This is a genomic window from Rhodovulum bhavnagarense (assembly GCF_004343505.1).
GTDB lineage: Bacteria > Pseudomonadota > Alphaproteobacteria > Rhodobacterales > Rhodobacteraceae > Rhodovulum > Rhodovulum bhavnagarense.
The window spans coordinates 124,524-149,749 of sequence record NZ_SLXU01000004.1; the positions used below are offsets into that span (position 1 = coordinate 124,524).

Genomic DNA, 25,226 nt, shown 5'->3' on the forward strand with positions numbered 1-25,226 from the left:
GCCGCCCAGACCCTCGCACGCCGCGCCATGCGCGCGGATGCTGCATCATATCGCCGTGCGGGCCATGAGGCGCCGTGCGGTCTCAAAAGGACGCTTTCTTGACCGATTTCCAAACACTCGGCCTGTCGCCGAACCTTTGCGCCGCGCTGAGCCGCGCCAACTTTACCCAACCTACCCCGATCCAGGCACAGGCGATCCCGCTGGCGCTGGCCGGGCATGACGTCCTGGGCCTGGCCCAGACCGGCACTGGCAAGACGCTGGCGTTCGGCCTGCCGCTCATCGATCACCTTCTGGCCAAGCCCGGCAAACCCGCGCCCAAGGCCGCCAATTCACTGATCCTGGCCCCCACGCGCGAGCTGGTGAACCAGATCGCCGAGGGACTTCGCCTGTTGACCGAGGATACGCGCCTGCGTATCGCCGTCGTGGTGGGTGGACAGTCGATCAACCGCCAGATCGGCATGCTCGCGCGCGGCTGCGATATCCTGGTCGCAACCCCCGGCCGCCTGATCGACCTGATGGAACGCCAAGCCGTCGATCTTGGTGCGGTGCGCCACCTGGTGCTGGACGAAGCCGACCAGATGCTTGACCTCGGGTTCATCCATGCGCTGCGCCGGATCGCGCCGCGCCTGGGCACGCCGCGCCAGACCATGTTGTTCTCGGCCACAATGCCAAAGCAGATGGAGGAGCTGTCGCGCGCCTATCTCACCGATCCGCGCCGGGTACAGGTTTCACCGCCGGGCAAGGCCGCCGACAAGATCACGCAATCGGTGCATTTCATCGACAAACCGGAAAAACCCGCCCGCCTGCGCGAAATCCTGTCGCGCGATCCCGAGGCGCTGACGCTGGTCTTTGCCCGCACCAAGCATGGTGCCGAAAAGCTGATGAAGGGGCTTGTGGCCGATGGCTATAACGCCGCCTCGATCCACGGCAACAAGAGCCAGGGCCAGCGCGACCGCGCGATCAAGGCATTCCGCGAGGGCACGATCACGACGCTGGTCGCCACCGACGTGGCGGCGCGCGGCATCGACATTCCCGGAGTGGCCTACGTGGTCAATTACGACCTGCCCGAGGTGCCTGACAACTATGTCCACCGTATCGGCCGCACCGCCCGTGCCGGGCGCGAGGGCGAGGCGATCGCGCTATGCGCGCCGGATGAAACCGACCTCCTGGCCCAGATCGAAAAGCTGATGAAGATCGAGGTGCCCGTCGCCAGCGGAACCCGGCCAAGCACGGCCCAGGCGCAGCGGCGCAAGCCCCCCCAGCCCCGCAACCGGGGCAGGTCCGGTGCCGCCAAACCGCAGGCCGGGAAACCGGCCGCGCCGAAAGGTCGGCGGCCCCGCCGGCCTCGCGCCGCCTGAGGGTGCGGGCGGGCGGGCCCTTGTGCGCTATTCTGCCGCCAGCGGCAGCGCGTGCTCGCCCGCACGCCCGATCTGGGCCAGATCGGCGGTGACCGACCCCATCAAACGCCGGAAACCGGCAAAATCGGAACTGGGCCGGATCAGCGTTTCATCCATGTAAAGCGCGCGGTCGATCTCGACCTGCACGACATGGCAACCGCGCGCGGGACGCCCGTATCGCTGGGTGATATAGGCCCCGGCAAAAGGCATGTTGCGGCTCACCCGCAACCCGGCAGCGCGAAACGCGGCCTCTACCCGGTCGACAACGCCCGCCCCCGCCGAGGCGCCAAAACGGTCACCCAGAACGATATCGGGACGCGGGCGGCCGCGGGTCGTCACCGTCTCGATCGCATCGCGCGGCATCGAATGGCAATCCAACAGGATGGCCTCTCCGAACCTGTCATGCGCGTCGCGCAGCAGCGCCTGCAATTGCGCGTGATAGGGCCTCCAGTATCGCGACAGACGCGCGTTGGCCTCTGACAGGGGGATCTTGCCGCGATAGATCGCCCGGCCATTTGCCACGACGCGGGGAATCACCCCCAGCCCCGAACTGATCCGGGGGTTATGTCCGCCTTGCCGCGCGCCCTCGACTACGGCGGGGTCCAACTCGACCGCGTCGCGGTTAAGGTCCACATAGGCGCGCGGGGCCACCGCCGTCAGCAGCGGCGCGCCGAAACGCGGCGCCTCGGAATACAGAAGATCGACAAAGGCGTCCTCTGACGAACGGATCGTGCGGTCATCCAGAACCGACTGGCGCAGAAAGTCCAACGCATAGTCGCGCCCCGAATGGGGCGAGGAAAACACCACCGATGTATCCAGCCGCGCAGGCCGGGCCAGGCGATAGGCGCTTTCGCTCATGGGCGCTCCTTTCAGGAGAGTTTATAACGGCAATCTCACCGGCATCAAAAGCCCTTGAACCCCGCCCCGACTCCTTTTATAGGCTTGCGGACCGACGCGGTTCTGTCCGCGTCCGTTTTGTTTACGGGCGCGGCGGGGTCATGTCACGGGCGGTTAGCTCAGCGGTAGAGCACTACGTTGACATCGTAGGGGTCACTGGTTCGATCCCAGTACCGCCCACCATCGAATTCCTGCCCCGACAGGCAGTGTTTGTAACCCCAAGGCGCATTGACGCGCCGCGACATGAGGAGAAGGCCATGAAGGTCCGTAACTCGCTCCGCTCGCTGAAGCAGCGTCACCGCGATTGCCGCGTTGTGCGCCGCAAGGGCCGGGTTTACGTCATCAACAAGACCCAGCGCCGCTACAAGGCCCGCCAGGGCTAAGCGTTGCACGATCCGGTTTTACGAAACGCCCCGGCCGCACGCCGGGGCGTTTTCCTTTGTGCGCACGTCTTTCGTTGCCCATCTTTTTCGCAAGCGCAGCAATTTCTTTACGGACCGGCGATCGCAGCTTATCGATATGGCATGACCCGGCATTGCCTGCCGCCAGCCCCGATGACGGAGAGCGCCGCATGAACGTCCCCAACGGCCAGTCGCCCAACCCCCACCCCTATCAAACCCTCGACCGGACCGGCCGCGCGATGACGGCGCGGATGACCGGCGGATCGTCGCCTCATGCCGCGGCCGCGGCATGGACGGATTGGGCGCTGCACCTGGCGCGCGCTCCGGGACGACAACTTGAACTGGCCGAACATGCGATGCGGTCCTGGGCCCGGCTTGCCGCCTATGCCGCGGCCGGCGCAACGCAGAATGCCCCATTCATGCCGCGCCCCGAGGACCACCGGTTCAACCACATGGGCTGGGTCATGCCACCGTTCAGCCTGTGGCAACAGAGCTTTCTGGCCGTGCAGGACTGGTGGGACCATGCCACCGAGGCCCCGCGCGGCACCAGCGCGCATAATGCAGAACGCGTCAATTTCATGGCGCGCCAGGCGCTGGACGTGTTTTCGCCCTCGAACGCCGTTCTGACCAATCCCGAGATCCTGCAAGCCACCATGAAACAGGGCGGACGCAACCTTGCCGCCGGGTGGAAGAACGCGGTCGCAGATATGGTCGGTCGAGCCACCGGCACGCGGCCAGAGGTGAAAAGCCAGTTCAAGGTCGGCAAGACGCTGGCCTGTACCAAGGGCGAGGTCGTCTATCGCAACGACCTGTTCGAACTGATCCAGTATGCGCCGCAAACCGACACCGTCCATCCCGAGCCGATCCTGATCGTGCCCGCCTGGATCATGAAATACTACATCCTCGACCTTCGCCCCGAGAATTCGCTGATCAACTTCCTGGTCGGACAGGGTTTCACCGTGTTCGCGATGTCCTGGGTCAACCCGACGGACACCCTGCGCGATGCCTCGCTGGACGATTATCGTCGCAAGGGGGTGATGGCCGCGCTTGAGACGGTGAACGCCGTCCTTCCCGACAGAAAGGTTCATGCCTGCGGCTATTGCCTTGGCGGCACGATCCTGTCGATCGCGGCGGCCACCATGGCGCGAGAGGGTGACGAACGGCTGGCCTCGATCACGCTTTTGGCAGCGCAAACCGACTTTACCGAGGCCGGCGAGATCATGCTGTTTCTCGACGAAAGCCAGGTCGCCTTCCTGGAAGACATGATGTGGGATCGGGGTTACCTGGAACAGGACCAGATGGCCGGGGCTTTCCGCGCGCTCAGGGCCGAGGACCTGATCTGGTCGCGCGCGGTACGGCGCTACCTTCTGGGAGAAGAGGAGCAGGATTTCGACATCAGTGTCTGGAATGCCGATGCCACGCGGATGCCCGCGCGGATGCATTCGCAATACCTGCGCGCGCTGTTCATGGAAAACCGGCTGAGTTCAGGCCGGTTCGCGGTCGAGGACCGCGTGATCGCATTGAAGGACATCGCCGCGCCGATGTTCGTGCTGGGCACGGAAAAGGACCATATCGCGCCCTGGCGCTCTGTCTACAAGGTGACGCTGTTCACCGATACCGAGCTGACATTCGTGCTGACAAAAGGCGGGCATAATGGAGGCATCGTGTCGGAACCCGGTCATCGGGGACGGCATTACCGCATTGGCCACCGCGCCCCCGGCGCGGGGTACATGGACCCCGAGAGCTGGTTCGAGCAGCACGAGCGCAAGGGCGGGTCGTGGTGGCCGGAATGGGCGGCATGGCTGGCCGCCAAGAGCGGCACCAAGGCTGCGCCCCCTGCCATGGGCGCGCCGGAGGCGGGCTTGCCGCCACTGGCCCCTGCCCCAGGCAGCTACGTGTTCCAGAAGTAGGCAGGGGGCTCTGCCCCCGGCGCCCTGTCGGGCGCCCCCCCGGGATATTTTCCTCCAAAGCAGGGGAGAGGCCGCGCAGCCCGCCGGACCGGCCGGGACGGTCAGTCGTAGCTGCGCTGATCGTCGATCACCTTGCCGTCATTGGGCAGGCTGCCGACGGCCACCAATTCGACGGCTCCGTTCAGTTTCAACAGTTCGGCAACGCTGGCCGCATAGGGGACGGGGTCGCTTGCCGGGGTTTCGATCTGGACGGTCATCGTGTCCATCTCGCCCGCGCGCCCGGCGATCACGCGGGCGCGGGCGACCTCTGGGTGGCGGGCGACAAGGGCCGCCACTTGTTCGGGACGCACGAACATGCCCTTGATCTTGGTGGTCTGGTCGGCCCGTCCCATCCAGCCCTTGATGCGCATGTTGGTGCGTCCGCAAGGCGACTGTCCCGGCAAGACCGCAGACAGGTCACCGGTGGCGAAGCGGATCAGCGGGTAATCGGCGTTAAAACTTGTCACAACCAGCTCGCCGACCTCGCCCTCGGGGACCGGGTCGCCCGTGCCGGGGCGCACGATCTCGACGATCACGCCCTCGTCGACAATCATCCCCTCCATCGCGGGTGATTCGTAGGCGATATTGCCCAGGTCTGCGGTCGCATAGCATTGCAGGCAGGCGATCCCGCGATCAGCGTATTCCTGGCGCAGCGAGGGGAACAGCGCGCCGCCCGAGACCGCCGCGCGGGTGATGCGCGACAGGTCGAGGCCCATCGCGTCGGCCTTGTCGAGGATCACCTTTAGGTAATCGGGCGTGCCGGCATAGGCGGTCACACCCACGTCATGGGCCGCACGGGCCTGGAGCTCGGTCTGCCCGGTCCCGGCGGGCAACACCGCCGCCCCCACTGCGCGCGCGCCGCTTTCGAACATCATGCCCGCAGGCGTCAGGTGATAGCCGAAGCAGTTCTGGACGATGTCGCCCGCACCGATACCCGCGGCATGCAGGAACCTGCCCAGCCGCCACCAGTCTGCGACGACACGTCCCGGTTCGTAGATCGGGCCGGGCGACTGGAAGACGTGGTCAAACCCCGAGACCGATCGCGTCGTGAACCCGCCGAAGGGCGGTGCCGCGCCCTGTGCCCCGGACAGGCCGGATTTGCGCAACACGGGCAGAGCCGCCAGCGCCGCGCGATCCGTGACTTGTGCCGGATCCACATCCGCGAGGCTGTCGCCATAACCGGGCAGCGCCCTGGCCATCTCGATCAGCGCGGGCAGGCACTCGCGCAAAGAGGCGGTGCGTTCGTCGGCAGAGCGGGTCTCAAGGGCATCGAAATGGGCAGACATGGTTGGGCCTCGGATCGGGTCGGAAACAGTTTTTGGGTGCGCGGCGATCAGCTCAGCCACCGCTTGCGGCGGCGATAGGAGCGCACGTCGCGGAAGGATTTGCGCCCTTCATCGGCCATGCCGAGGTAGAATTCCTTGACGTCCGGGTTTTCGCGCAGGGCAGCGGCGGGGCCATCCATCACGATACGGCCTGATTCAAGGATGTATCCGTAATGGGCGTAGCGCAGGGCGACATTGGTGTTCTGTTCGGCCAGCAGGAAGGTCACGCCCTCGTTCTCATTGACCGATTTCACGATCTCGAAGATCTGCTCGACGAGCTGCGGCGCCAGCCCCATCGAGGGTTCATCAAGCAGGATCGTTTCTGGGCGCGACATCAGTGCCCGGCCGATCGCCGTCATTTGCTGTTCGCCGCCCGAGGTATAGCCCGCCTGGGATTTTCGCCGCTCTTTCAGGCGGGGGAAGTAGGTATAGACCATGTCGAGATCTGCTGCGATGGCCCCCTTGCCATCGGTGCGGGTATAGGCACCGGTCAAGAGATTGTCCTCGACCGTCAGGTGTTCGAAGCAATGCCGCCCCTCCATCACCTGGATCACGCCCTTCTTGACCAGATCGGACGGGCCGAGATCCTGCACCCGCTCGCCGCGATAGAGGATACTGCCCTTGGTCACCTCGCCGCGTTCGGAATGCAAAAGGTTGGAAATCGCCTTGAGTGTAGTGGTCTTGCCCGCGCCATTGCCGCCCAGAAGCGCGGTAACGCCGCCCTTGGGCACGCTCAGCGACACGCCCTTTAGAACGAGGATCACATGATTGTAGATCACCTCGATATTGTTGACTTCCAGCAACGTTTCTTGCGTGCGTCCAGCGTCCAGCATACCCGGTCGGCCTCGTCTGTTGGGAAAGCCCCGGCGCACAATACTGGCGCCGGGGCCGGGATCATGTCACTCGCAGCGCGGGGCGATGTTGTTCTCGGCGGCATAGGCCATCGAGTCCTCTTCGACCAGCGGGGCGATGATCGCATCATCTGGCGCGATATAATCGGTCAGTGCGACCCACCGTCCCTCGGACGCGTTCCATTGCTGGACAATGCCCATGCCCGACCCACCGTGATCGGCGCAGGTCACGCCGAATTCCGGGCCGATGCCGGCGGCGCCCAGGGCCTCCATCTTGGCGGCATCCATCACCAGCGCCTCCATCCCGTCGCGCATCATCGCGGCGGTGATGTCGGGCGTGCCATGGATTTCCTGGGCGGTCTTGGCCGCCTCTACCGCCAGCATCGCGGCATACATGCCGCGGGTATACAGCACCTTGCCGATGTTCGACCCGTCACCGGCGGCCATTCCCTTGTCCGCCACATAGGTACGGATGTCGTCAAAAACCGGCAGGTCGCCGATGCGGTTCATGTTCAGGGCCTTGTAGCCATCGGCGGCCGCCCCTGCGGGGGCGACGTCATGCTCGGCGCCAGCCCACCAGTTGCCAATGAAATTCTCCATCGGGAAGCGGATGTTCGCGGCCTCCTGGATCGCGACCTGGTTCATCACGCCCCAGCCCCACATGATGACATAATCGGGGCGCTCGCGCCGGATTTGCAGCCATTGCGATTTCTGTTCCTGTCCCGGATGGTCGACCGGGATCGCGGTCAGCGCATAGCCATGTTTTTGCGCGAGGTCTTCAAGCGTGCGGATCGGTTCCTTGCCATAGGCGGAATTGTGATAGAGAAGCGTGATCTTCTTGCCGCTCAGATCACCGCCATTTGCATCCAGCAGGTAGTTGATCGCGACAGAGGCCCCATCCCAGTAATTGGCGGGATAGTTGAAAACCCATTCGAATACCTTGCCATTCGCCGCCGAAGTACGGCCATAGCCCATGGTATGAAGCGGGATACCGTCGGCCTCGACCTTGGGGATCAACTGGTAGGTGATACCGGTTGACAGCGGCTGGTAAATCAGTGCGCCCTCACCCTTGGTCGCCTCGTAGCATTCCACGCCTTTCTCGGTGTTATAGGCGGTTTCGCATTCGAGAACGCGAGCCTTGACGCCGCCGATACCGCCGTCGCGTTCATTCATCAGGGTGAAATAGTCCTGGTAGCCATCCGAGAACGGGATACCGCCAGCCGCATAGGGGCCGGTACGGTAGCTGAGATCGGGGAATACCAGATCGGCCAGCGCGGGGCTGGCAGCGAGAAGCGCGCCAAGTGCGACGGATGCAAGTTTCAGTTTCATGTCAGGGTCTCCTCCCAAGATACGCGTGCCTGCCGGGTTGTCCCGGTCGTTCGCGCGGTTGTGCCGTCCCTAATGCGGGAACGGCCAAAGTCTGAGTTTCTCCTTGCCGGTGCGCCAGAGCTGGGCCAGGCCGTGCGGTTCCGCGATCAAGAAGACGATAATCAGCGCCCCCACGATCATCAGTTCCAGGTGCGCGGCCAGGTCGGTGGGCCAGCCCAGCCCGCCCACCAGCACGTTCTTCAGCAGAACCGGCAACAGCACCAGGAAAGCCGCCCCGGCAAAGCTGCCAAAGATCGACCCAAGGCCACCGATGATGATCATGAACAGGATCAGGAACGATTTCTGTATGCCGAATGCCTCGCCTACCTCGACTGCGCCGAGATAGACGGCAAAGAACAGCGCGCCCGCGATGCCGATATAGAAAGACGACACCGCAAAGGCCGTCAGCTTGGCCTTCAGGGGGTTCACCCCAATGATCTCGGCCGCGATGTCCATGTCGCGGATCGCCATCCATGACCGCCCGACCGTGCCGCGCGTCAGGTTGCGCGCGGCCCAGGCCAGGACCACGACAAATACGAGGCAGATCAGGTATTGCGCCCAGGCCTCGGTGTTGGGGCCGGTTACGGGGATGCCGGCGACCGTGCGTTCGGGCGCGGAAATCTGGCCCGAGGCAGAATAGTTGTAGAACCACGGCACCTTGTTGAAGAGCCACACAAGAAAGAACTGCGCGGCCAGCGTGGCCACCGCCAGGTAGAACCCCTTGATCCTTAGGGAGGGCAGGCCGAACATCACGCCCACCGCCGCGGTGACCAAGCCCGCCCCGACGATATGCAGCACGATGTTGATGTCGGGAAAGGCCGTCATCAGCTTGTAGCAGGCATAAGCCCCCACCGCCATGAATCCCCCGGTCCCCAGAGACAACTGTCCGCAATAACCTACCAGTATGTTCAGCCCGATCGCCGCAATCGCGTATATCAGGAACGGAACGATCAGAGCGCTTGCCCAGTAATCGTCGATGACGAAGGGGATCACCGCCAACGCGACGGCAAGCACCGCATAGTACCGAAAGCGGTCGAAACGGATCGGAAAGGTCTGGCTGTCCTGCGTATAGGACGTTTTGAAATCGCCGGCCTCGCGGTAAAACATTCAAACCTCCCTTGAGAATGCGGGTGCGCGGTACACGCGCACCGGCGCGTGCCGCAGTTGCGGCTGTTTGCCCGATACCAGCCGGACCCAGCACAGCATTCCGACAAGAAAACCGGCAAAGGCAAAGATCGCATAGGTCGTCGGCATCCAGGCCGCGTCATTGACAGAGGCCACGGCGAGATAGGCAAAGCAGTAGAAAAAGCCCCATCCGATGACGCAGGCGATCGCGTACAGTTTCTCCATCCCTACACCCTCTCGATGATCTTCTCGCCAAACAGGCCCTGCGGCCTGAACACGAGAAAGACCAAGGCAAGCACATAGGCGAACCAGTTCTCGGTCGCGCCCCCGATCATCGGACCGATAGTGAATTCGAACAGCTTTTCACCCACCCCGATGATAAGGCCACCGACGATGGCACCGGGGATCGATGTGAACCCGCCCAGCATCAGCACCGGCAGCGCCTTGAGCGCGATCAGCGACAGGCTGAACTGAACCCCGGATTTCGCCCCCCACATGATACCCGCGACCAGCGCGACAAAACCGGCGATCGACCAGACCAGGACCCAGATAAAGCGCAGGCTGATACCCACCGATAGCGCCGCCTGATGGTCATCAGCCACCGCGCGCAGCGCTCGGCCCTGCTTGGAATACTGGCTGAACACCGTCAGCGAGATCACCAGCACCGCCGCCACCAGGGCCGCCACGATGTCCAGCCTGTCGATGAAGAAGCCGTAGAAACCATCACCGCCCAGCACCGCGGTCTTTTCCTCGATCCACATGCTACCACCCTGCGGCAAGCCCACGTCCAGCGTCTTGATGTCCGCGCCCCACATGATGTCGCCCAAACCTTCCAGGAAGTAGGCAAGGCCGATGGTGGCCATGAACAGGATGATAGGTTCCTGGTTGACCAAGTGTTTGAGAATGAATCTTTCGATCGCAATGGCCAGCAGGATCATCACGCCCACGGTCAACAGGATCGCCAGCAATGCCGGCATGTGCCAGCCGAAGTGGTGCAGTTCGGTGCCTAAGGTCGCGTTGATCAGGTGCGCAAAGGGGATCTGCCCCTCTTGCAGCCCCACCAGCGTCAGCGCCGCGAACAGTGCCAGCACACCCTGGGCGTAGTTGAAGATGCCCGACGCCTTGAAGATCAGAACGAAGCCAAGCGCCACCAGCGCGTAAAGCACCCCGGCCATCAGGCCGTTGATCATCACCTCGACGGCATAAAGAAAATTAGTCATGGCTGACCCCCAGATAGGCGTCGATCACATCCTGGTTCCGGCGCACCTCGTCGGGTGGGCCATCACCGATCTTCTTGCCGTAATCCATCACCACCACGCGGTCGGACAGGTCCATGACCACGCCCATGTCGTGTTCGATCAGAACGATAGTGGTGCCGAACTCGTCATTCACGTCGAGGATGAAGCGGGACATGTCCTCTTTTTCCTCGACATTCATGCCGGCCATCGGTTCGTCCAGCAGCAGCAGGCGCGGCTCGGCGGCCAGCGCGCGGCCCAGTTCCACCCGCTTTTGCAGTCCGTAGGGCAGCCGGCCCACCGGCGTCTTGCGGATATGCTGGATTTCCAGGAAGTCGATGATCTTTTCCACCGCCTCGCGGTGCTCGCTTTCCTCGCGTTCGGCCTTGCCCCACCACAGCGCCTGCGCGGCCAGCGAGGATTTCATCCGCGTGATCCGCCCGGTCATGATGTTGTCCAGCGTCGACATGCCGGAAAACAACGCGATGTTCTGAAAGGTGCGCGCGATGCCCTGGCGCGCCACCTGGTAGGGGCGCATCTGCGGGCGCTTGCGGCCCTCGAACCAGACCTCGCCCTCTGACGGCGTGTAAAAACCCGAAATCACGTTCAGCATGGACGACTTGCCCGCGCCGTTCGGCCCGATGATCGCGCGGATCTCGCCCTCGCGGATGTCGAAGGAGATATCCTTGATCGCCACCACCCCGCCAAAGCGGAGCGTGATGTTGCGCAACTCCATCACCGCGTCGCCGATGGTCCGGCCATCTTCGGTGACAAAAGGTTCGTAAGACACCATGTTCATGCCGCCACCTGCCCGTTCCGCGCCGGCTGCGCGACCTTGGCGTCGCGGATTTCCAGCGTCGCCTTGATCGATCCCTTGCGCCCGTCCTCGTAGGTCACCTCGGTTTCCGTGTAGATGCTGGTCGACCCGTCATAGAGCGCGCCGACCAGGTCGGCGTATTTCTCGGCGATGATGTTGCGGCGCACCTTGCGGGTGCGAGTCATCTCGCCATCGTCGGCATCCAGTTCCTTGTGCAGCACGAGGAAACGGTGGATCTGACAACCCGACAGCATCGGGTCATCTGCAACCGATCTGTTGACTTCTTCCACATGGGCCTGGATCGTTTCCAGAACACGCGGATGGCCGGCCAGTTCCTGGTAGGACGCATAGGCGATGTTATTGCGTTCCGCCCAGTTGCCGACCGCCGTCAGGTCGATATTGATGAAGGCGGTGCATTTTTCGCGGCTCGCGCCAAACACCACGGCCTCCAGAATGTCGGGATAGAATTTCAGCTTGTTCTCGACATATTTCGGCGCGAACAGCCGCCCGTCGGCCATCTTTCCCACATCCTTGGCCCGGTCGATGATCCGCAGATGCCCGGTCCCCTCTTCGAAGAAGCCGGCATCGCCCGTGGCAACCCACCCTTCGGGATCTTTGGTCGATGCCGTGCTTTCGGCATTCTTGTAGTATTCAACAAAGGTGCCCGGCGAGCGGTAGAAAACCTCGCCGCTCTCGCCAATCTTCACCTCCACCCCGGGGCTGGGCACGCCAACGGTGTCCGACCGCACCTGCCCGTCGGGCTGCTGGGTGATGAACACGCTGGCCTCGGTCTGGCCGTAAAGCTGTTTCAGGTTGATCCCCAGCGAGCGGTAGAATTCGAAGATTTCCGGGCCGATCGCCTCGCCGGCGGTATAGGCCACGCGGATGCGCGACAGGCCCAGGGTGTTCTTCAACGGCCCGTAAACCAGAACCTCGCCGGTGCGGTAATTGAAATAGTCGCGCAAGGGCTGCGGATAGAGGTTCAGAAGCGGCCCCTTGGCCTTGAAATACTTCCGCGCCTCAAGCGGGTGGCGCAGCCGCACGAAAAACCCCCGCACGGCATTTTCCACGATCGTCTCGATCGCGAACCCGATCCCCATCGCATAGCGGTAACCCCAACGCAGCCGGCGCCGCAGTGTCGGCTTGGACTGCTTCTTGCGATAGCGCGGCATCCCGTAGGTTTCGCCGGTGGTCTTGGCAAATTCCATGAAATGCTTGAACAAGCCATGCTTCAGATCGCCGGCATCCTCCATCCGGATCATCACGTTGGTCAGCATGGTTTCGAACATGCGCGGCGGAGCAAAGAAATATGTCGGCCCGATCTCGCGCAGGTCGGTCATCATCGTTTCTGGGCTCTCGGGGCAATTCACGCAAAACCCCGCAACCATCGCCTGGCCGATGGAAAAGATGAAATCGCCCACCCAGGCCATCGGCAGATAGGCCAGAACCTCCTCGTCCCGACCCAGATGGTCGAACTCGCAAGAGGCCCGCGCGGTCTCAAGGATGTTGCGGTTGGACAGAACCACGCCCTTGGGCTTGCCCGTGGTGCCGCTGGTGTAGAGCATCACGCAGGTATGGTCCCAGGTCAGCTCGGCGATGCGCCTGTCCAGCTCGGGCTCCAGCCGCGAATGACCCGCGCGGCCCTCCTCCTCGATATCCTTCAGCCAATGCAGATGCGTGTGGTCATATTTCCGCATGCCCCGCTTGTCATTGTACAGGACATGCTCGATCTGGTGAACGCGGTCCTGCACCTCGATGACCTTGTCGACCTGCTCCTGGTCGCCGCACACGACGAAACGCGCGCCGCAATGATCCAGCACATAGGCCATCTCCTCGGCGGCCGCGTCATGGTACAACGGCACCGGTACCGCGCCGCACATCTGGGCAGCCACCATCGCCCAATAATGCGCCGGACGGTTGCGCCCGATGACGGCGACATATTCGCCCCGCTCAAGACCCAGCGCCAGGAATCCCATCGCGAGGGCCCTGATCTCGGCCTCGGCCTCGGCCCAGCTCCAGCACTGCCAGATGCCGAATTCCTTTTCGCGATAGGCCGGCTTGTCACCAAATGCCCTGGCATTGCGCGCCAAAAGCGCAGGCACAGAGCACAGCTCGACTGTGGACGCGCCACGGTTTGCCACGTCGTCTTCCTCCCTGGTCCCGAGACACCCCGCCCGCTGTTTTGCCATGCGGATCTGAATGGCGATCTCGGCGCGGCCCGTTGAACGGACCTTTTCGTTCAGCCGGTTGGACCCGGCGGCTTTCCTCGTTGGCCGCGCTGCAATCCCTTCCGGGCCCCCTCCGCATCGCGGTACCGGGTGCAACGTTACGCACCCCCCCGGCGCGGTCAAGCAAAAGGTTAAGTCCCTTCTCCGCGCCGCAACGCCTCCGACCCGGGGACAGGCCAAACTCCCGCCCCACGGGCCACTTACCCCGCCACACAGACGACTGGGCCTCTTCTTCTTGGTAAAAATACCCTGGGGGAGTCGCCCATGGGGCGACGGGGGCAGCGCCCCCATGAAAGGTCGACGCCGCGCCGTGGCCCCCGACCGTCCTCAGCGATCGAAGAAATCTTCCTCGACATCGCCCGGGCTGATGCCGATCGCCTCCAGCCCGGCCTCCAGGTAGTCCGGGAATAACGGCATACCGACCAGATAATTCTCGGTCGGAACCGTGGCCTCTGCCTTGGCGGTGGCAATGGCCTCTGCCAGGTCCTCGGCATCGAACGTCTCGCGCCCGATCCAGGTCAATGCCACGAGGCTGGCCTTTTCATCCTCGTTCATTGCCGCGATGAACGCACGCAATTCGGGCTCTGCCATGGCCTTTTCTCGGGCCTGAAAGATAACCTGAACGACCTTGCGCGGGCTGATTTCCAACAGCTCTTCCATGTCCTCTCCTCCGCACGGGCGCCCAGTTTCGCGCGCACCCGGCCGATGCACAAGCCCCCGTCAGCGCCGAGAGGCGAAAAGCGGAAAGTAAATTTCCTCGGGCAGGAACTGTCCCAGGCGGAACAGCCAGGAAAAGACCAACGGAAAACTGCGCGCAAAGCCGTCTGACATCATGTGCTCGACGATCTCGCGTGCCGCAGCGTCGGGTTCCTTGATGAAGGGCATGGCGAAATCGTTCTTGTCGGTCAGCCTCGTGCGCACGAAACCCGGATTGACCAGCTGCACCTTGACCCCGGTACCGCGCAGGTCGGCGTGCAGGCTTTCGGCCAGCGACATCACCCCCGCCTTGGAGGCGCAATAGCCCACCGCACCGGGCAATCCGCGGAACCCCGCAAGGCTGCCGGTGATCACGATATGCCCGGCATCCCGCTCGACAAAACGCGGCACCACGTGCCCCAGGACGCGCGCCGCGCCCAGCAGGTTGACATCGCACATCTGTTCGACCTTGTCGGCATCCCAGGCCTGCGCGGTCATCGGCCAGTAAACCCCGGCCAAAAAGACCATCCCGTCGATCTCGCCCACCGCCTCGAAGGCGGCTTCGACCGAGGCGCGATCCGACACGTCCATCGGAACCACGTCGGCCTTTCGCGGCAATGACGCGGCGAGTTCCTCCAGCCGCTCGGGCGTGCGCGCACTCAGCACCAGGCGCGCGCCCATCGCCGCCAGCCGCTCTGCCACGGCCCGGCCCAGCCCTTCACTGGCCCCCACGATCCAGTAGCGTTTTCCGATCAGTTCCGTCACGCCGCCTCCTTCGGGCGCATGGTCGCAACCAGTTCGGCGACGGGTATGCCAAACTTGCGGAACTGGCTGCGATTCATGATCGCCCCGTTCTCCATCAGATACATCCAGTCGACAGCATCCAGCACATGCCCGCCCGAATCCTCGGGCAACCGGATGCGATAGCGCAGGTGTACCCCCGATCCCGCCTGCATACCATGTCCAGTGCCTACAAGGTCGGGTGCCTCGGCGCGGATCGAGCCATCATTTTCAAGGGTGAAGGTCCAACTGCGGCTTTGGGTAGCACCGCTATCATAGCGGAATTCCTCGGTCATGACGCCGCGATTGCCTTCCCATCGCGCCTCCATGTCGGCCACGAATCGCGACGTGACCCGGCCGGTGGGCCCATAGATCACCCCTTCGCACAGGATCGGTCCGTTCAGGTGGCGCGGCAGATCGAACACCGTACCCTGCCCCGTGTAATCGTCGGCCTTCTGCGCGCCAAAGCCCAGCGTTCGGCCCTTGAGCCAGGCCAGCGCCAACATCGCCAGCGCGCCCAGCAGGAATGACAGGATCGATGTCATCGGTTTTCCTCCCTCGTCAGCGGTATCGCGGCCAGGAGCGCGATCGCGATCAGTTTAAGGACGCAGGGAACGAGGGCATAAAAAACGCCTAGCATCACAAGCGCCGTGTCCGGATTTTCGGCCCCCGGCCGGAACCCGACGACCTCTAGCAGGGGAAGTAGCGTGACCGCGGCAAAAGCCAGCGTGAATTTAGACACGAAGGACCAAAGCCCGAAGGCTTGCCCTGCATTCGGTGCGACCTGCGCCATGCGACCGGCGAAAAGCGCTGGCAAAAGCGTCATATCCGCGCCCAGCGCCGCCCCCGAGGCCAGGCAAATGATCGCGAAGGGCAACAGATCACCCGCCCCCAGCGTCGCAGCAGAGCCGAAAGCGACGATGGAAAGCACCATGCCCGCCAGCAAACTACGCTTGACCCCGAAACGCTGCGCCAGCCGCCCCCAGCCCGGCGCCGAGGCCGCCGCCGACAGAAAGAACAGCAACAACAGCGGCCCCTCCCATCCAGGCGCGGCCAGGCGGCTTTCGACGAAGAACAGGAATAGCGTCGAGGTCACCGCCACCGGCGTCGCATTGACGAGCGCCACCAGCAAAAGCCGCCTCGCAACCGGATCGGCCAGCACCGCGCGCAGGTTGGACGGCTCTGGCGCGCGGGCCATCCCCCATTCGCGCCGCATTGCCCAGCCCGCCAACAGCGCCATCCCGACAAAGCCCAGCGCAAAGGCGGCAAAGGGCGCATCGCTGATCGAGATGAGAACGGTCGGTGCGACCGCCGCAACGCTGACCCCTACAAGCGCCCCGGTCTCGCGCCAGGCGGCCAGCCGGACATGACCCGCGGCCCCCATCCGCTCGGCACGGGCCACGCCCTGCGCGTAAAAGGTGATGCTGAGAAAACTGAACGCGGTGAACAACCCCGTCAGCGTCAGGGCGAACCAGACGAGCGGATCAAGTGGCGGCGGCACCGCGAACAGCGCCAGCATGGACCCCGCCAACAGCGCCACGCCCCCCGCCACCGCCACCCCCCGGCGGGTCCGAAGCCGTTCCGACAGCCAGCCCAGCACAGGGTCCTGCACCACGTCGAACAGGCGCAGCGCAAACAGAACAGCGCCCAGCGCCGCCAGGCTGACCCCGTATTCGTCCACGAAAAATTTCGGCGCGTGAATATAGATCGGCAACCCCGCAGAGGCCAGAAACGCCGCGAACAGCGCATAGCCGGACAGCGGGGCTGCCGCCATCAACTGACCTCTTTGGCGGGCGGCTCGGGCCGGCGGCGATACCTGGCCCCCTTGAGAACCAACAGCAGCGCGTGCCAGTGGATCAGCGCCAGCACCCTGCGCGACCCCAGCGGGCGGCGCAGATTGCCGCGCAGGATCGCCCAATTGGTCAGCGGCCGGCGCGGACCGGTCAGCGTGGCATAAAGGCCCAGTTCATCGTTCGCGGAATAATCGATCCAGATGCCGATCTTGTCGGGCCGGATATCGAAGCGGAACCGGTAGCCGCCTTCGATCGGCAGAAAGGGCGAGACGTGAAAGATCTTGACTGCGGTCAGGATGTCGCCCGGTTCGATCGGGCGCTGGTCGGGATGGTGACACAGGTAGGAATGCCGGTCGCCCCAGGGATTGTTCACCTCGGCGATAACCGCGCGCAGCGTGTCATCCTTGCCATGGCACAGCCAGAAACTGACCGGGTTGAACTCGTGCCCGAGCACCCGCGGGATGGTCAAGAGCTGCACCCGCCCCTTGACCGCGAACAGGTCATGGGCGGCCAGAACCTCGCGCACCCATTCTGCGCCACGCCCCTCGCCATAGGGCCCACCGTGATCGCGGTCCCAGACCGACATCCAGTTCTTTTCGTTCAGCGAAAACCGGTCGGGCATCTTCAGCCCCTCGGCCTCGGGCTCGTAAAGAACATAATCGACCGTGTGGCGCAGCTTGTGCCCAACCTTGCCCCGACGCAGGTGAAAGGTCGTGCCTTTCACATGTTCGACGATCGCATTCATGCCGTCACCGTTTCGTGCTGTCGCCGACGCATGGCCTCGACCACGTCGACGGCACTGGCCAGCCCGTCCTCATGGAACCCGTTTTTCATCCACGCGCCGCAGATCCAGGTCCGGTTGGCCCCGTTCATGGCGCGCAGCGTTTCCTGCGCCTTCAGCGCGGGCCCGTCATAGACCGGATGACGGAAGGTCACCGTGTCATGGATCAAGTCCTCGCGGATCGGACGTTGCGCATTCAGCGTGACGAATAGTGGGTCGCCTTGCGGAATCGGCTGAAGTGAATTCATCCAGTAGGTCAGGTCGATACGGTCGCTGTCCTTGCCGGTTTGCTCGGTATAGTTCCAGCTTGCCCATGCGGCGCGGCGTTTCGCCATCACTGATGTATCGGAATGCAGAACGGCCTCGTTTGGCTGGTAGCGCACGGCCCCCAGCGCGGTGCGTTCCTCTGGCGAGGCATCGGACAAAAGCGCGAGCGTATCATCGGAATGCGTGGCGAAAATGACCTCGTCAAAGGTTTCCCACACGCCGCCATGGGCGCGTATCTCGACGCTTTCAAGACCGCGGCGCACGGACTCTACCGGGGCGGAAAGGCGGATTTCGGCACCCTTTGCGCGCAAGGCGGCCTCAACCCGGCGGACATATTCGACCGACCCGCCCTTGACCGTGTACCACTGGTGCTGGCCCTTGTGCGACAACAGCGCGTGGTTCTGGAAAAACCGGATCATCGCATGGGCCGGGAAATCCAGGATGCCCTTGGACGGCGTGGACCAGATCGCCCCCGACAGCGGCAGCAGATAGCGGTCGCGGAACCAGTCGCCGGTGCCCAGTTCGGCCAGAAACTCGCCGATGGTGGCGCCGGGCATGCGGTCGGCCACGCTCAGCGCCTGCGCGTTGAATTTCAGCACGTCGCGCAGCATGCCCAGGAATTTCGGACTCAGCGCGTTGGACGGCTGGGCGAAAACCGCGCGCAGATTTTTCAGCCCGTATTCGAATGCCCCTCCGTCCAACGAGGCGCCAAAGCTCATGTCGGATTTCGCTACCGGCACATCAAGCTCTTCGAACAGCCGCGTCATGTGGGGATAGTTGACGTAGTTGAACACGATAAAGCCGGTATCGACGGGCTGATCACCGTTCTTGCCCGCCATAACGGTGCGCGCATGCCCGCCCAGCCGGCCCTCGGCCTCGAACAGGGTCACGCGGGCATCGGCGGCCAGCATGTAGGCCGCCCCGAGACCCGAAATCCCTGCGCCGATGACGGCGATGCGCCGGGGTGCGCCCGCTGAGGCTTCGAATGGCATATGTCGCTGCTCCTGTTTTGAATACCCGTGCCTATATGGGGTTTATGTTGGTCCGGTCCAGTGACCTGCAAGCCTTGTGGCGGATCAAGCGAGGAATATGGTGATCCGAATGGCGCGCCCGCCCGTATCAGGTGCATGTTGAACGGGCCACATGCCGTCGAAAAATCGGATGCAGTACCAGTGGGGCGGGCATATTCTGCCCCCATGGCGCAACACGAAACCGACAAGGTCAGGACCGTGACACAAGACGAAACGCCCGATGCGGGCTGGGTGAAACTGGTAGAGGCCGTCGGGGCACGCAAGGATCAGCGCGCCTTTTCACAGCTTTTCGACCATTTCGCCCCGCGTGTTAAGGCGTTCTTGATGAAATCGGGGGCCGATGCGCCCTTGGCAGAGGAGGTGGCGCAGGATGTCATGGCGACACTTTGGCACAAGGCGCATCTGTTCGATCCCGAGCGGGCGAGCGTGGCGACGTGGATATTTACCATCGCGCGCAACCGCAGGATCGACGCCCTGCGCAAGAGTCGCCGCCCCGAGCCAGAGGAACTGACCTGGGGGCCGGAACATGAACCCGACCAGGCCGAAACCATCGCCCTGCAACAGGAAAGCGAACAACTGGGCAAGGCGCTGGCCACCCTGCCAGAGGCGCAGCGCCTGCTGATCGAGCGAGCCTATTTCGGAGAACTCTCGCACAGCGAGATCGCCGCCGAGACGGGACTGCCGCTGGGAACGATCAAATCTCGGCTGCGTCTGGCGCTGGAGCGTCTGCGCCAGGAAATGAAGTGAAGAGACGACAATGAGCACGATGATCAAACACCACCTGACCGACGATCTGCTGATGGCCTATGCTGCTGGCAACCTGCCAGAGGCGTTCAGTCTCGTCGTGGCAAGCCACGTATCTCTTTGCGACGAATGCCGTGCGCGGCTTGGCGAATACGAGGCCGTGGGCGGCGCGATCCTGGAAGAAAGCGAAACCGCCGAGATGACCGCCGACAGCCTTGCGGCCACGATGATCCTGATCGGCCAGATGCACGCGACCGGCGACACCGCGGCATCCGTCGCCCCGCAGAAACCGGGGCTTTTTCCGCGGCCGTTGCGCGACTATGTCGGCGGCGACCTCGACACGGTCGAATGGCGGTCGTTCGGGGGCAAGGTGCGCCAGGCCGTGCTGCCTACCGACAAAGGTGCCTCGGCACGACTTCTCCATATTCCCGCGGGCGTGGCGATGCCCGATCACGGGCATAACGGCACCGAGCTGACGCTGGTTCTGCAGGGCGCGTTCGAGGATGAGGACGGCCATTTTGCCCGCGGCGATGTAGAGGTTGCGGATGCGGACATGGAACACACCCCCGTCGCAACACAAGGGGCCGATTGCATCTGTCTCGTGGCGACCGACGCGCGGCTGAAATTTACCGGGTTCCTGCCCCGGATCGCCCAGCCCTTCCTGGGGATCTGAACGTCACTCGGACGAACGGCCGAGGGGCACGACATGCGCGCCCGGCTCGGGTCCCAGATCCTCGAAATCGAAATTGTCCAGCCGAGCGGCCCGCTTTCCCGCGCGTTCGGCAGCCACCCCGATCCCGTCCAGGTCGGCCCGGGCCTGGGAGAAATGGGTGTGCAACTTGTCCACCCGCTCCACCACCAGTTCCACATCGCGGTGCAGTTGTTTCAGCGTCTTGCGGATCGCGCCCGCCTGTTCGCGCATCCGCGCGTCTTTCAGGATCGCGCGCATCGTATTCAGCGTGGCCATGCAGGTGGTGGGCGACACGATCCAGACCCGCGCCTCGAATCCCTCGCGCACGAGTTCGGGAAAATTGGCATGAATTTCGGCATAAATCGCCTCTGACGGCAGGAACATCAGCGCGCCGTCGGCGGTTTCGCCTTCAAGGATATACTTGTCGGAAATCGCCTTGATATGGGTGCGGACAGAGGTCCGCAGCATCTTGGCGGCCTCGTTCAACTCCCATTGCGTATCGGCCCGGCGCAGCGCCTCGTAGGCCTCCAGCGGGAATTTCGAGTCGATCACGATGGGCCCGGGCGGATTGGGCAGGTGGATCAGGCAATCGGCCCGCTTGCCGTTCGACAGCGTGACCTGCATCGCATAGCTGTCGGCGGGCAGCGCCTTGCCCACGATGTCGTGCAACTGGATTTCGCCAAAGGCGCCGCGGGTCTGCTTGTTCGACAGGATGTCCTGCAACGACAGAACGTCGCCCGACAGTTTCTCGATATTGGCCTGGGCCTTGTCGATGGTGGCCAGCCGCTGCTGCAATTCACCCAAGGAATGCGCGGTCCGGCGCGATGCGCCCTCAAGGTTCTGGTTCATCTGCTGGGTGACGAGGCCCAGCCGCGCCTCCATCAGTTTCAGCATGTTCGCCTGGCTGGCCGATTGCGCCTCTGCGACATGGGTCAGCCCGCCGGCCAGCTTGTGCTGCCCGTCGCCCAGGGCCTCTACCCGGCGGGCCAGTTGATCCATCTGGTAGATCAGGGGTTCGGCCAGCTCCGCCGACCGCCCGGCGCGGCGCACCGCCAGGAACAGCAACAGCAGGATCAGCAGCACCAAGGCCAGCGCGCCCCCGGCGGCCAGAACAACCGGATCGGTCCACTGATAGACCCGCCCGTTAAGGACGATTTCCTGACCGACCTGGATCATGTGCGCCCGAACAGCCGTTCGATATCCGCCAGCCGCAGTTCCACATAGGTCGGCCGCCCGTGGTTGCACTGGCCCGAATGGGGCGTCGCCTCCATCTCGCGCAAGAGCGCGTTCATCTCGTCCACCCGCATCCGCCGGCCAGAGCGGATAGAGCCATGGCAGGCCACGCGGCTAAGGATCGCCTCGATCCGGGCTTGCAGGGTCTGGCTGTCGCCCAGGTCAGTCAACTCGTCCACGATATCGCGGATCAGCGCCTCGGCGTTCACCTCGCCCAGCAGGGCGGGGGTTTCGCGCACCGCAACCGTTCCGGGGCCGAAGGGTTCCACCGTCAAGCCAAGGCGGGCCAGCGTGTCCGCATGATCCATCAGCGCCGCGGCGTCACCCTCGGACAGGGTCACGATCTCGGGGATCAGCAGGGCCTGCGCGGCAACACCGTTCTCCGCCATCTGGCGTTTGAGTTTCTCGTAGACCAGCCGCTCATGGGCGGCGTGCTGATCGACCAGGACCATGCCGGTTTCGGTCTGGGCGATGATGTAATTTTCATGCACCTGCGCGCGCGCCGCGCCCAGCGGCAGGGCGGTCGCCTCGGGCGCGGGCTCGGCCGGCTCGAACCGGGCCGAGGGTTCGGCCAGATCGCCCCCCAGCGACGATTGCGCGGGCGGCATCGGCATCGGCGCCTGTGCGGCATAGGCCGCCGACAGGGCGCCGGGGCTGGGCCGATCCATCTGGTAGACGCGGGGGAAAACGGGTTCGGGCCGCATCGCACCCAGGGTCGCGCCCGCCACGGTGGTGGAGGCCCGGTGCCCGGCCTCGGCCAGCGCGTGGCGCAGGGCCGAAACGATCAGCCCGCGCACGACGCCCGGCGCGCGGAACCGGACCTCGGCCTTGGCCGGGTGCACGTTCACGTCCACCAGATGCGGGTCGCAATCGACGAACAGCACCGCCGCGGGGTGCCGGTCGCGCGACAGGAAATCGGCATAGGCCCCGCGCAGCGCCCCGATCAGCAGCTTGTCCCGCACCGGGCGGCCATTGACGAACAGGTATTGCGCGACCGACGAGCCGCGCGAATAGGTCGGCAGGGCGGCATAGCCCGTCAACGTGATCTCTTCGCGGGTGGCCTCGATCGGCAGGGCGTTTTCCGCGAACTCGTGGCCCAGCACGCGCCCCAGCCGCCGGTGCAGCGCGTCGAACAGATCGCCGGTTTCCGCATCGGCACGGAAGGTCACGCGCCCCTCGCCCCCGCCCGAGACATCGCGCAGGGTAAAACCCACGAAAGGCTCGGCCATCGCCAGCCGCTTGATCACGTCCGCGATCGCCTGCGCCTCGGCCCGGTCGGAACGAAGGAATTTCAGCCGCGCGGGCGTGGCGTAGAACAGATCGCGTAGCTCCACCACGGTGCCGCGCGACAGGGCCGCGGGCGTGACCTGCCCCATCTGCCCGCCGGACACGGTGATGCGCGCGCCCTCGCCCCCCGCGGCGCGCGAGGTGATGGTCAGCCGCCCCACCGCCCCCAGCGAGGGCAACGCCTCGCCGCGAAAGCCGAAGCTGTGGATGTTCAACAGGTCGCTGCCGTCGATCTTGGACGTGGCGTGGCGGGCCAGCGCCAGCGGCAGGTCGCCCGCCGGAATGCCGCAGCCATCGTCGGTGACCCGGATCAGCGTCTTGCCGCCCTCGGCCTGGGCGACCTCGATCCGCCGCGCGCCCGCGTCCAGGGCGTTTTCAACCAGTTCCTTGACGGCAGAGGCCGGACGTTCGACCACCTCGCCGGCGGCGATGCGATTGATCGCGGCCTCGTCCAACTGGCGAATTATGGGGGTCTCTGCGCGTATGTTGGGGGCTGGGGAGTTCATGCCACAAGCGATAGCATGCCCTGCGGCGATTCGGCCATGGGGAAGGCGGGGCGGTCAGGCGCGGTTGGTGATCCAGCGGCACTGGTAGGGGGCGAAGGGAATCTCCGGCCCGGTGGGCGAGATCGTCTCGCCCGACAGCAGGTCCACCCAATCCTCGCCCCCGATCAGGTTGATCGACAGGGGCGGGACGAAGACCTCTTCGCCGCTGACATTGTGCAGCGCGAAAATCGACTGGTCACGATCCAGGCTTTGGCGCCATAGCCCGAACAGGCGGTGATCCAGGTGCAGCGTGAATTGCGTCGCGTTGGGATGAAAGGCCGGCTGCCGGCGGCGGATGTCGATACGGCGCTTCATATGGCGCAAAACCTGCGCCTGGGTCGAGGCCGGATCGTCGAGCCGCGCCAGAAGCGTCGGGTAATCCCAGCGATGGCGGTTGATCGCGCGTTTCACCCCGGTCTTTTCCACCCCCGCGTGATCGTTCGGCGTGGCCAGCAGGGAATGGATGTAGAAGGCCGGAACGCCCTCCAGCGCCATGACGATGGTCTGCGAACACAGGAACCGGGCAAACTGATGGTCATCCTCGCCGGCAAAGGTACCCCGCATCGCATCGAACCAGGTGATGTTCAGCTCATAGGGCGCCTCGCCGCCGCCGTTCAACGTGCGCATCGACACCTCGCCGCCAAAGGCGCGGACGGTGGCGATGATCTGGCCGATCTCGTCCTCGGGCAACAGCCCCTCGACGGGCCGCATCCCGATGCCGTCATGCGATGCGGTAAAGTTCAGATAGGCACAGCCCAGTTGCGCCGGCGGCATCGTGGCCTGCCAGCGGTGCAAATATTGCGCCGTGCCCGACAACAGCGCATGCAGGATCAGCGGCGGCAGCGAAAAGTTGTAGACCGCGTGCGCCTCGTTCCGGTTGCCGAAATAGGACAGGTTCTCGACATTGGGCACGTTGGTTTCGGTCAACAGGATGATCGGTTCGACCGCGAAATCGCACAGCACGCGCATCAGCTGCACGATGGCGTGGGTCTGGGGCATGTGGATCGAGGGCGTGCCGGCCTCCTTCCACAGGAAGGCCACGGCATCCAGCCGCACGATGCGGATACCGTTGTCGACATGCAGCCGCATGATCCGCAGGAATTCCAGCAGAACCTCGGGGTTGCGGAAATCCAGGTCCACCTGGTCGTGGCTGAAGGTGCACCAGACATGGCGCACGCCATTGGCCGTCTCGACCTCGCGCAGCAGCGGACTGGTCCGCGGGCGCACCACCGGCGACAGGTCGTCATCGGGCGAGGCCTCGAAGAAGAACCGGTCATAGGGCGGTTTGCCCTGGCGGTAGTCGTTGAACCAGGCCGACTGGCTGGAGACGTGGTTCAGAACCAGATCGGACATCACGGTGAAATCGTCGGCGATACGTTTGATGTCGGCCCAGTCGCCCAGGTTGGAATTGACCGCGCGGTAATCGGTCACCGCGAACCCGTCATCCGAGGTAAAGGGAAAGAACGGCAGGATATGCACCGAGCTGACCGTGCCCCGCAGAAAGCGGTGCAGAAAGTCGTGCAGCAGATCCAGCGGCTTGTGCTGGCCGTCCCGGATCGTGTTGCCATAGGTGATCACCATCGCGTCGCGCGGAGACCACAGGCGGTTTGATGGCATGCGGGCACGTCGGCGCGGATGGTGGCCCTCTGGCCAGAACGCGGCGAGCACCTGCGCAACCAACAGGTCACAATCCTGGCCGGGATAAATACGGCCGATCAGTTCGGCCAGTTTCATGCTGAGATTTTGGGCGGGTTCTGTCATGGCGGTCCGGGCCTGTATGTTCCC

General features: G+C 64.2%; 23 protein-coding genes and 1 tRNA gene. 6 read left to right on the forward strand and 18 right to left on the reverse strand.

Going from position 1 to position 25,226, the window contains the following annotated elements; translation table 11 throughout:
• The first annotated feature begins 98 nt into the window (after positions 1 to 98).
• Entirely contained in the window at positions 99 to 1,358 is a 1,260-nt protein-coding gene (locus tag EV663_RS06625) for a DEAD/DEAH box helicase (RefSeq protein ID WP_132951005.1), read from the forward strand.
• A gap of 27 nt (positions 1,359 to 1,385) precedes the next feature.
• On the opposite strand, the gene EV663_RS06630 is transcribed toward EV663_RS06625, so the two are convergent.
• Positions 1,386 to 2,255, reverse strand: a complete 870-nt coding sequence (locus EV663_RS06630) for an N-formylglutamate amidohydrolase (protein WP_132951006.1) — start codon at positions 2,253 to 2,255, stop codon at positions 1,386 to 1,388.
• 147 nt (positions 2,256 to 2,402) lie between these two features.
• On the opposite strand from EV663_RS06630, the gene EV663_RS06635 reads away from it, so the two are divergent.
• The 3 genes from EV663_RS06635 (at position 2,403) to EV663_RS06645 (ending at position 4,605) form a co-directional block, all read left to right on the forward strand.
• A tRNA-Val gene (locus tag EV663_RS06635) sits at positions 2,403 to 2,477 on the forward strand.
• 74 nt (positions 2,478 to 2,551) lie between these two features.
• Entirely contained in the window at positions 2,552 to 2,677 is a 126-nt protein-coding gene (ykgO, locus tag EV663_RS06640) for a type B 50S ribosomal protein L36 (protein ID WP_075784404.1), read from the forward strand.
• A 188-nt stretch (positions 2,678 to 2,865) separates the two neighbouring features.
• Complete coding sequence (locus EV663_RS06645) at positions 2,866 to 4,605, forward strand: PHA/PHB synthase family protein (RefSeq protein ID WP_132951007.1); 1,740 nt, start codon at positions 2,866 to 2,868, stop codon at positions 4,603 to 4,605.
• Positions 4,606 to 4,706: 101 nt separating this feature from the next.
• Here the strand turns inward: EV663_RS06645 and EV663_RS06650 are convergent, their stop codons facing one another.
• The 14 genes from EV663_RS06650 to EV663_RS06715 all read right to left on the reverse strand — a co-directional run bounded on the left by EV663_RS06650 (position 4,707) and on the right by EV663_RS06715 (position 18,902).
• Positions 4,707 to 5,930, reverse strand: a complete 1,224-nt coding sequence (locus tag EV663_RS06650) for a phenylacetate--CoA ligase family protein (RefSeq protein ID WP_132951008.1) — start codon at positions 5,928 to 5,930, stop codon at positions 4,707 to 4,709.
• Between the two features lie 47 nt (positions 5,931 to 5,977).
• A complete protein-coding gene (locus tag EV663_RS06655) occupies positions 5,978 to 6,802 on the reverse strand; it encodes an ABC transporter ATP-binding protein (protein WP_132951009.1) in 825 nt (274 codons plus the stop codon).
• A 66-nt stretch (positions 6,803 to 6,868) separates the two neighbouring features.
• Entirely contained in the window at positions 6,869 to 8,149 is a 1,281-nt protein-coding gene (locus EV663_RS06660; protein WP_132951010.1) for an ABC transporter substrate-binding protein, read from the reverse strand.
• 69 nt (positions 8,150 to 8,218) lie between these two features.
• A complete protein-coding gene (locus EV663_RS06665) occupies positions 8,219 to 9,295 on the reverse strand; it encodes a branched-chain amino acid ABC transporter permease (protein ID WP_132951011.1) in 1,077 nt (358 codons plus the stop codon).
• A complete protein-coding gene (locus EV663_RS06670) occupies positions 9,296 to 9,538 on the reverse strand; it encodes a hypothetical protein (protein WP_132951012.1) in 243 nt (80 codons plus the stop codon).
• A 2-nt stretch (positions 9,539 to 9,540) separates the two neighbouring features.
• Entirely contained in the window at positions 9,541 to 10,533 is a 993-nt protein-coding gene (locus EV663_RS06675) for a branched-chain amino acid ABC transporter permease (RefSeq protein WP_132951013.1), read from the reverse strand.
• Positions 10,526 to 11,347: an ABC transporter ATP-binding protein gene (locus EV663_RS06680; protein ID WP_132951014.1), complete on the reverse strand. Its 822-nt coding sequence runs from the start codon at positions 11,345 to 11,347 to the stop codon at positions 10,526 to 10,528. Before EV663_RS06680 ends, EV663_RS06675 begins: the two co-directional genes overlap by 8 nt.
• Positions 11,344 to 13,506 (reverse strand): AMP-binding protein, encoded by a 2,163-nt coding sequence (locus EV663_RS06685; RefSeq protein WP_243697891.1) that lies wholly within the window; start codon positions 13,504 to 13,506, stop codon positions 11,344 to 11,346. Before EV663_RS06685 ends, EV663_RS06680 begins: the two co-directional genes overlap by 4 nt.
• Positions 13,507 to 13,920: 414 nt before the next feature.
• Entirely contained in the window at positions 13,921 to 14,253 is a 333-nt protein-coding gene (locus tag EV663_RS06690; RefSeq protein ID WP_425057128.1) for a DUF3775 domain-containing protein, read from the reverse strand.
• Positions 14,254 to 14,313: 60 nt separating this feature from the next.
• Entirely contained in the window at positions 14,314 to 15,054 is a 741-nt protein-coding gene (locus tag EV663_RS06695; protein WP_132951016.1) for an SDR family NAD(P)-dependent oxidoreductase, read from the reverse strand.
• Positions 15,051 to 15,614: a DUF3833 domain-containing protein gene (locus EV663_RS06700; RefSeq protein WP_132951017.1), complete on the reverse strand. Its 564-nt coding sequence runs from the start codon at positions 15,612 to 15,614 to the stop codon at positions 15,051 to 15,053. The genes EV663_RS06695 and EV663_RS06700 overlap by 4 nt, the downstream gene beginning before the upstream one ends.
• Positions 15,611 to 16,843 carry an MFS transporter gene (locus EV663_RS06705; RefSeq protein WP_132951018.1) on the reverse strand — a complete coding sequence of 411 codons (1,233 nt, stop codon included), beginning with the start codon at positions 16,841 to 16,843 and terminating at the stop codon, positions 15,611 to 15,613. Before EV663_RS06705 ends, EV663_RS06700 begins: the two co-directional genes overlap by 4 nt.
• Entirely contained in the window at positions 16,843 to 17,607 is a 765-nt protein-coding gene (locus tag EV663_RS06710; RefSeq protein WP_132951019.1) for a DUF1365 domain-containing protein, read from the reverse strand. The genes EV663_RS06705 and EV663_RS06710 overlap by 1 nt, the downstream gene beginning before the upstream one ends.
• On the reverse strand, positions 17,604 to 18,902 hold the full coding sequence (locus tag EV663_RS06715; protein WP_132951020.1) for an NAD(P)/FAD-dependent oxidoreductase: 1,299 nt from the start codon (positions 18,900 to 18,902) through the stop codon (positions 17,604 to 17,606). The genes EV663_RS06710 and EV663_RS06715 overlap by 4 nt, the downstream gene beginning before the upstream one ends.
• Positions 18,903 to 19,037: 135 nt before the next feature.
• Here EV663_RS06715 and EV663_RS06720 point away from each other — a divergent pair, with 135 nt between their 5' ends.
• Positions 19,038 to 19,688, forward strand: a complete 651-nt coding sequence (locus tag EV663_RS06720; protein WP_132951021.1) for a sigma-70 family RNA polymerase sigma factor — start codon at positions 19,038 to 19,040, stop codon at positions 19,686 to 19,688.
• Between the two features lie 10 nt (positions 19,689 to 19,698).
• Positions 19,699 to 20,358 (forward strand): ChrR family anti-sigma-E factor, encoded by a 660-nt coding sequence (locus EV663_RS06725; RefSeq protein ID WP_132951022.1) that lies wholly within the window; start codon positions 19,699 to 19,701, stop codon positions 20,356 to 20,358.
• A 3-nt stretch (positions 20,359 to 20,361) separates the two neighbouring features.
• Here EV663_RS06725 and EV663_RS06730 read toward each other — a convergent pair whose 3' ends face one another.
• Genes EV663_RS06730 through EV663_RS06740 form a run of 3 tightly spaced genes read right to left on the reverse strand, consistent with a single transcriptional unit; the run spans position 20,362 to position 25,202 of the window.
• Positions 20,362 to 21,552 carry a DNA recombination protein RmuC gene (locus EV663_RS06730; protein WP_132951023.1) on the reverse strand — a complete coding sequence of 397 codons (1,191 nt, stop codon included), beginning with the start codon at positions 21,550 to 21,552 and terminating at the stop codon, positions 20,362 to 20,364.
• Positions 21,549 to 23,402 (reverse strand): DNA mismatch repair endonuclease MutL, encoded by a 1,854-nt coding sequence (gene mutL, locus EV663_RS06735; protein ID WP_132951024.1) that lies wholly within the window; start codon positions 23,400 to 23,402, stop codon positions 21,549 to 21,551. The genes EV663_RS06730 and mutL overlap by 4 nt, the downstream gene beginning before the upstream one ends.
• Before the next feature lie 54 nt (positions 23,403 to 23,456).
• Positions 23,457 to 25,202 (reverse strand): sugar phosphorylase, encoded by a 1,746-nt coding sequence (locus EV663_RS06740; protein ID WP_132951025.1) that lies wholly within the window; start codon positions 25,200 to 25,202, stop codon positions 23,457 to 23,459.
• Between the last annotated feature and the right edge of the window lie 24 nt (positions 25,203 to 25,226).

Excerpts from the sequence above, each read along its gene's own strand:
- EV663_RS06630 (WP_132951006.1), bottom strand. The coding sequence starts at position 2,255 with ATGAGCGAAAGCGCCTATCGCCTGGCCCGGCCTGCGCGGCTGGATACA.
- ykgO (WP_075784404.1), top strand. The coding sequence starts at position 2,552 with ATGAAGGTCCGTAACTCGCTCCGCTCGCTGAAGCAGCGTCACCGCGAT.
- EV663_RS06645 (WP_132951007.1), top strand. The coding sequence starts at position 2,866 with ATGAACGTCCCCAACGGCCAGTCGCCCAACCCCCACCCCTATCAAACC.
- EV663_RS06650 (WP_132951008.1), bottom strand. The coding sequence starts at position 5,930 with ATGTCTGCCCATTTCGATGCCCTTGAGACCCGCTCTGCCGACGAACGC.
- EV663_RS06655 (WP_132951009.1), bottom strand. The coding sequence starts at position 6,802 with ATGCTGGACGCTGGACGCACGCAAGAAACGTTGCTGGAAGTCAACAAT.
- EV663_RS06660 (WP_132951010.1), bottom strand. The coding sequence starts at position 8,149 with ATGAAACTGAAACTTGCATCCGTCGCACTTGGCGCGCTTCTCGCTGCC.
- EV663_RS06665 (WP_132951011.1), bottom strand. The coding sequence starts at position 9,295 with ATGTTTTACCGCGAGGCCGGCGATTTCAAAACGTCCTATACGCAGGAC.
- EV663_RS06670 (WP_132951012.1), bottom strand. The coding sequence starts at position 9,538 with ATGGAGAAACTGTACGCGATCGCCTGCGTCATCGGATGGGGCTTTTTC.
- EV663_RS06675 (WP_132951013.1), bottom strand. The coding sequence starts at position 10,533 with ATGACTAATTTTCTTTATGCCGTCGAGGTGATGATCAACGGCCTGATG.
- EV663_RS06680 (WP_132951014.1), bottom strand. The coding sequence starts at position 11,347 with ATGAACATGGTGTCTTACGAACCTTTTGTCACCGAAGATGGCCGGACC.
- EV663_RS06690 (WP_425057128.1), bottom strand. The coding sequence starts at position 14,253 with ATGGAAGAGCTGTTGGAAATCAGCCCGCGCAAGGTCGTTCAGGTTATC.
- EV663_RS06700 (WP_132951017.1), bottom strand. The coding sequence starts at position 15,614 with ATGACATCGATCCTGTCATTCCTGCTGGGCGCGCTGGCGATGTTGGCG.
- EV663_RS06705 (WP_132951018.1), bottom strand. The coding sequence starts at position 16,843 with ATGGCGGCAGCCCCGCTGTCCGGCTATGCGCTGTTCGCGGCGTTTCTG.
- EV663_RS06710 (WP_132951019.1), bottom strand. The coding sequence starts at position 17,607 with ATGAATGCGATCGTCGAACATGTGAAAGGCACGACCTTTCACCTGCGT.
- EV663_RS06715 (WP_132951020.1), bottom strand. The coding sequence starts at position 18,902 with ATGCCATTCGAAGCCTCAGCGGGCGCACCCCGGCGCATCGCCGTCATC.
- EV663_RS06720 (WP_132951021.1), top strand. The coding sequence starts at position 19,038 with ATGTTGAACGGGCCACATGCCGTCGAAAAATCGGATGCAGTACCAGTG.
- EV663_RS06725 (WP_132951022.1), top strand. The coding sequence starts at position 19,699 with ATGAGCACGATGATCAAACACCACCTGACCGACGATCTGCTGATGGCC.
- EV663_RS06730 (WP_132951023.1), bottom strand. The coding sequence starts at position 21,552 with ATGATCCAGGTCGGTCAGGAAATCGTCCTTAACGGGCGGGTCTATCAG.
- mutL (WP_132951024.1), bottom strand. The coding sequence starts at position 23,402 with ATGAACTCCCCAGCCCCCAACATACGCGCAGAGACCCCCATAATTCGC.
- EV663_RS06740 (WP_132951025.1), bottom strand. The coding sequence starts at position 25,202 with ATGACAGAACCCGCCCAAAATCTCAGCATGAAACTGGCCGAACTGATC.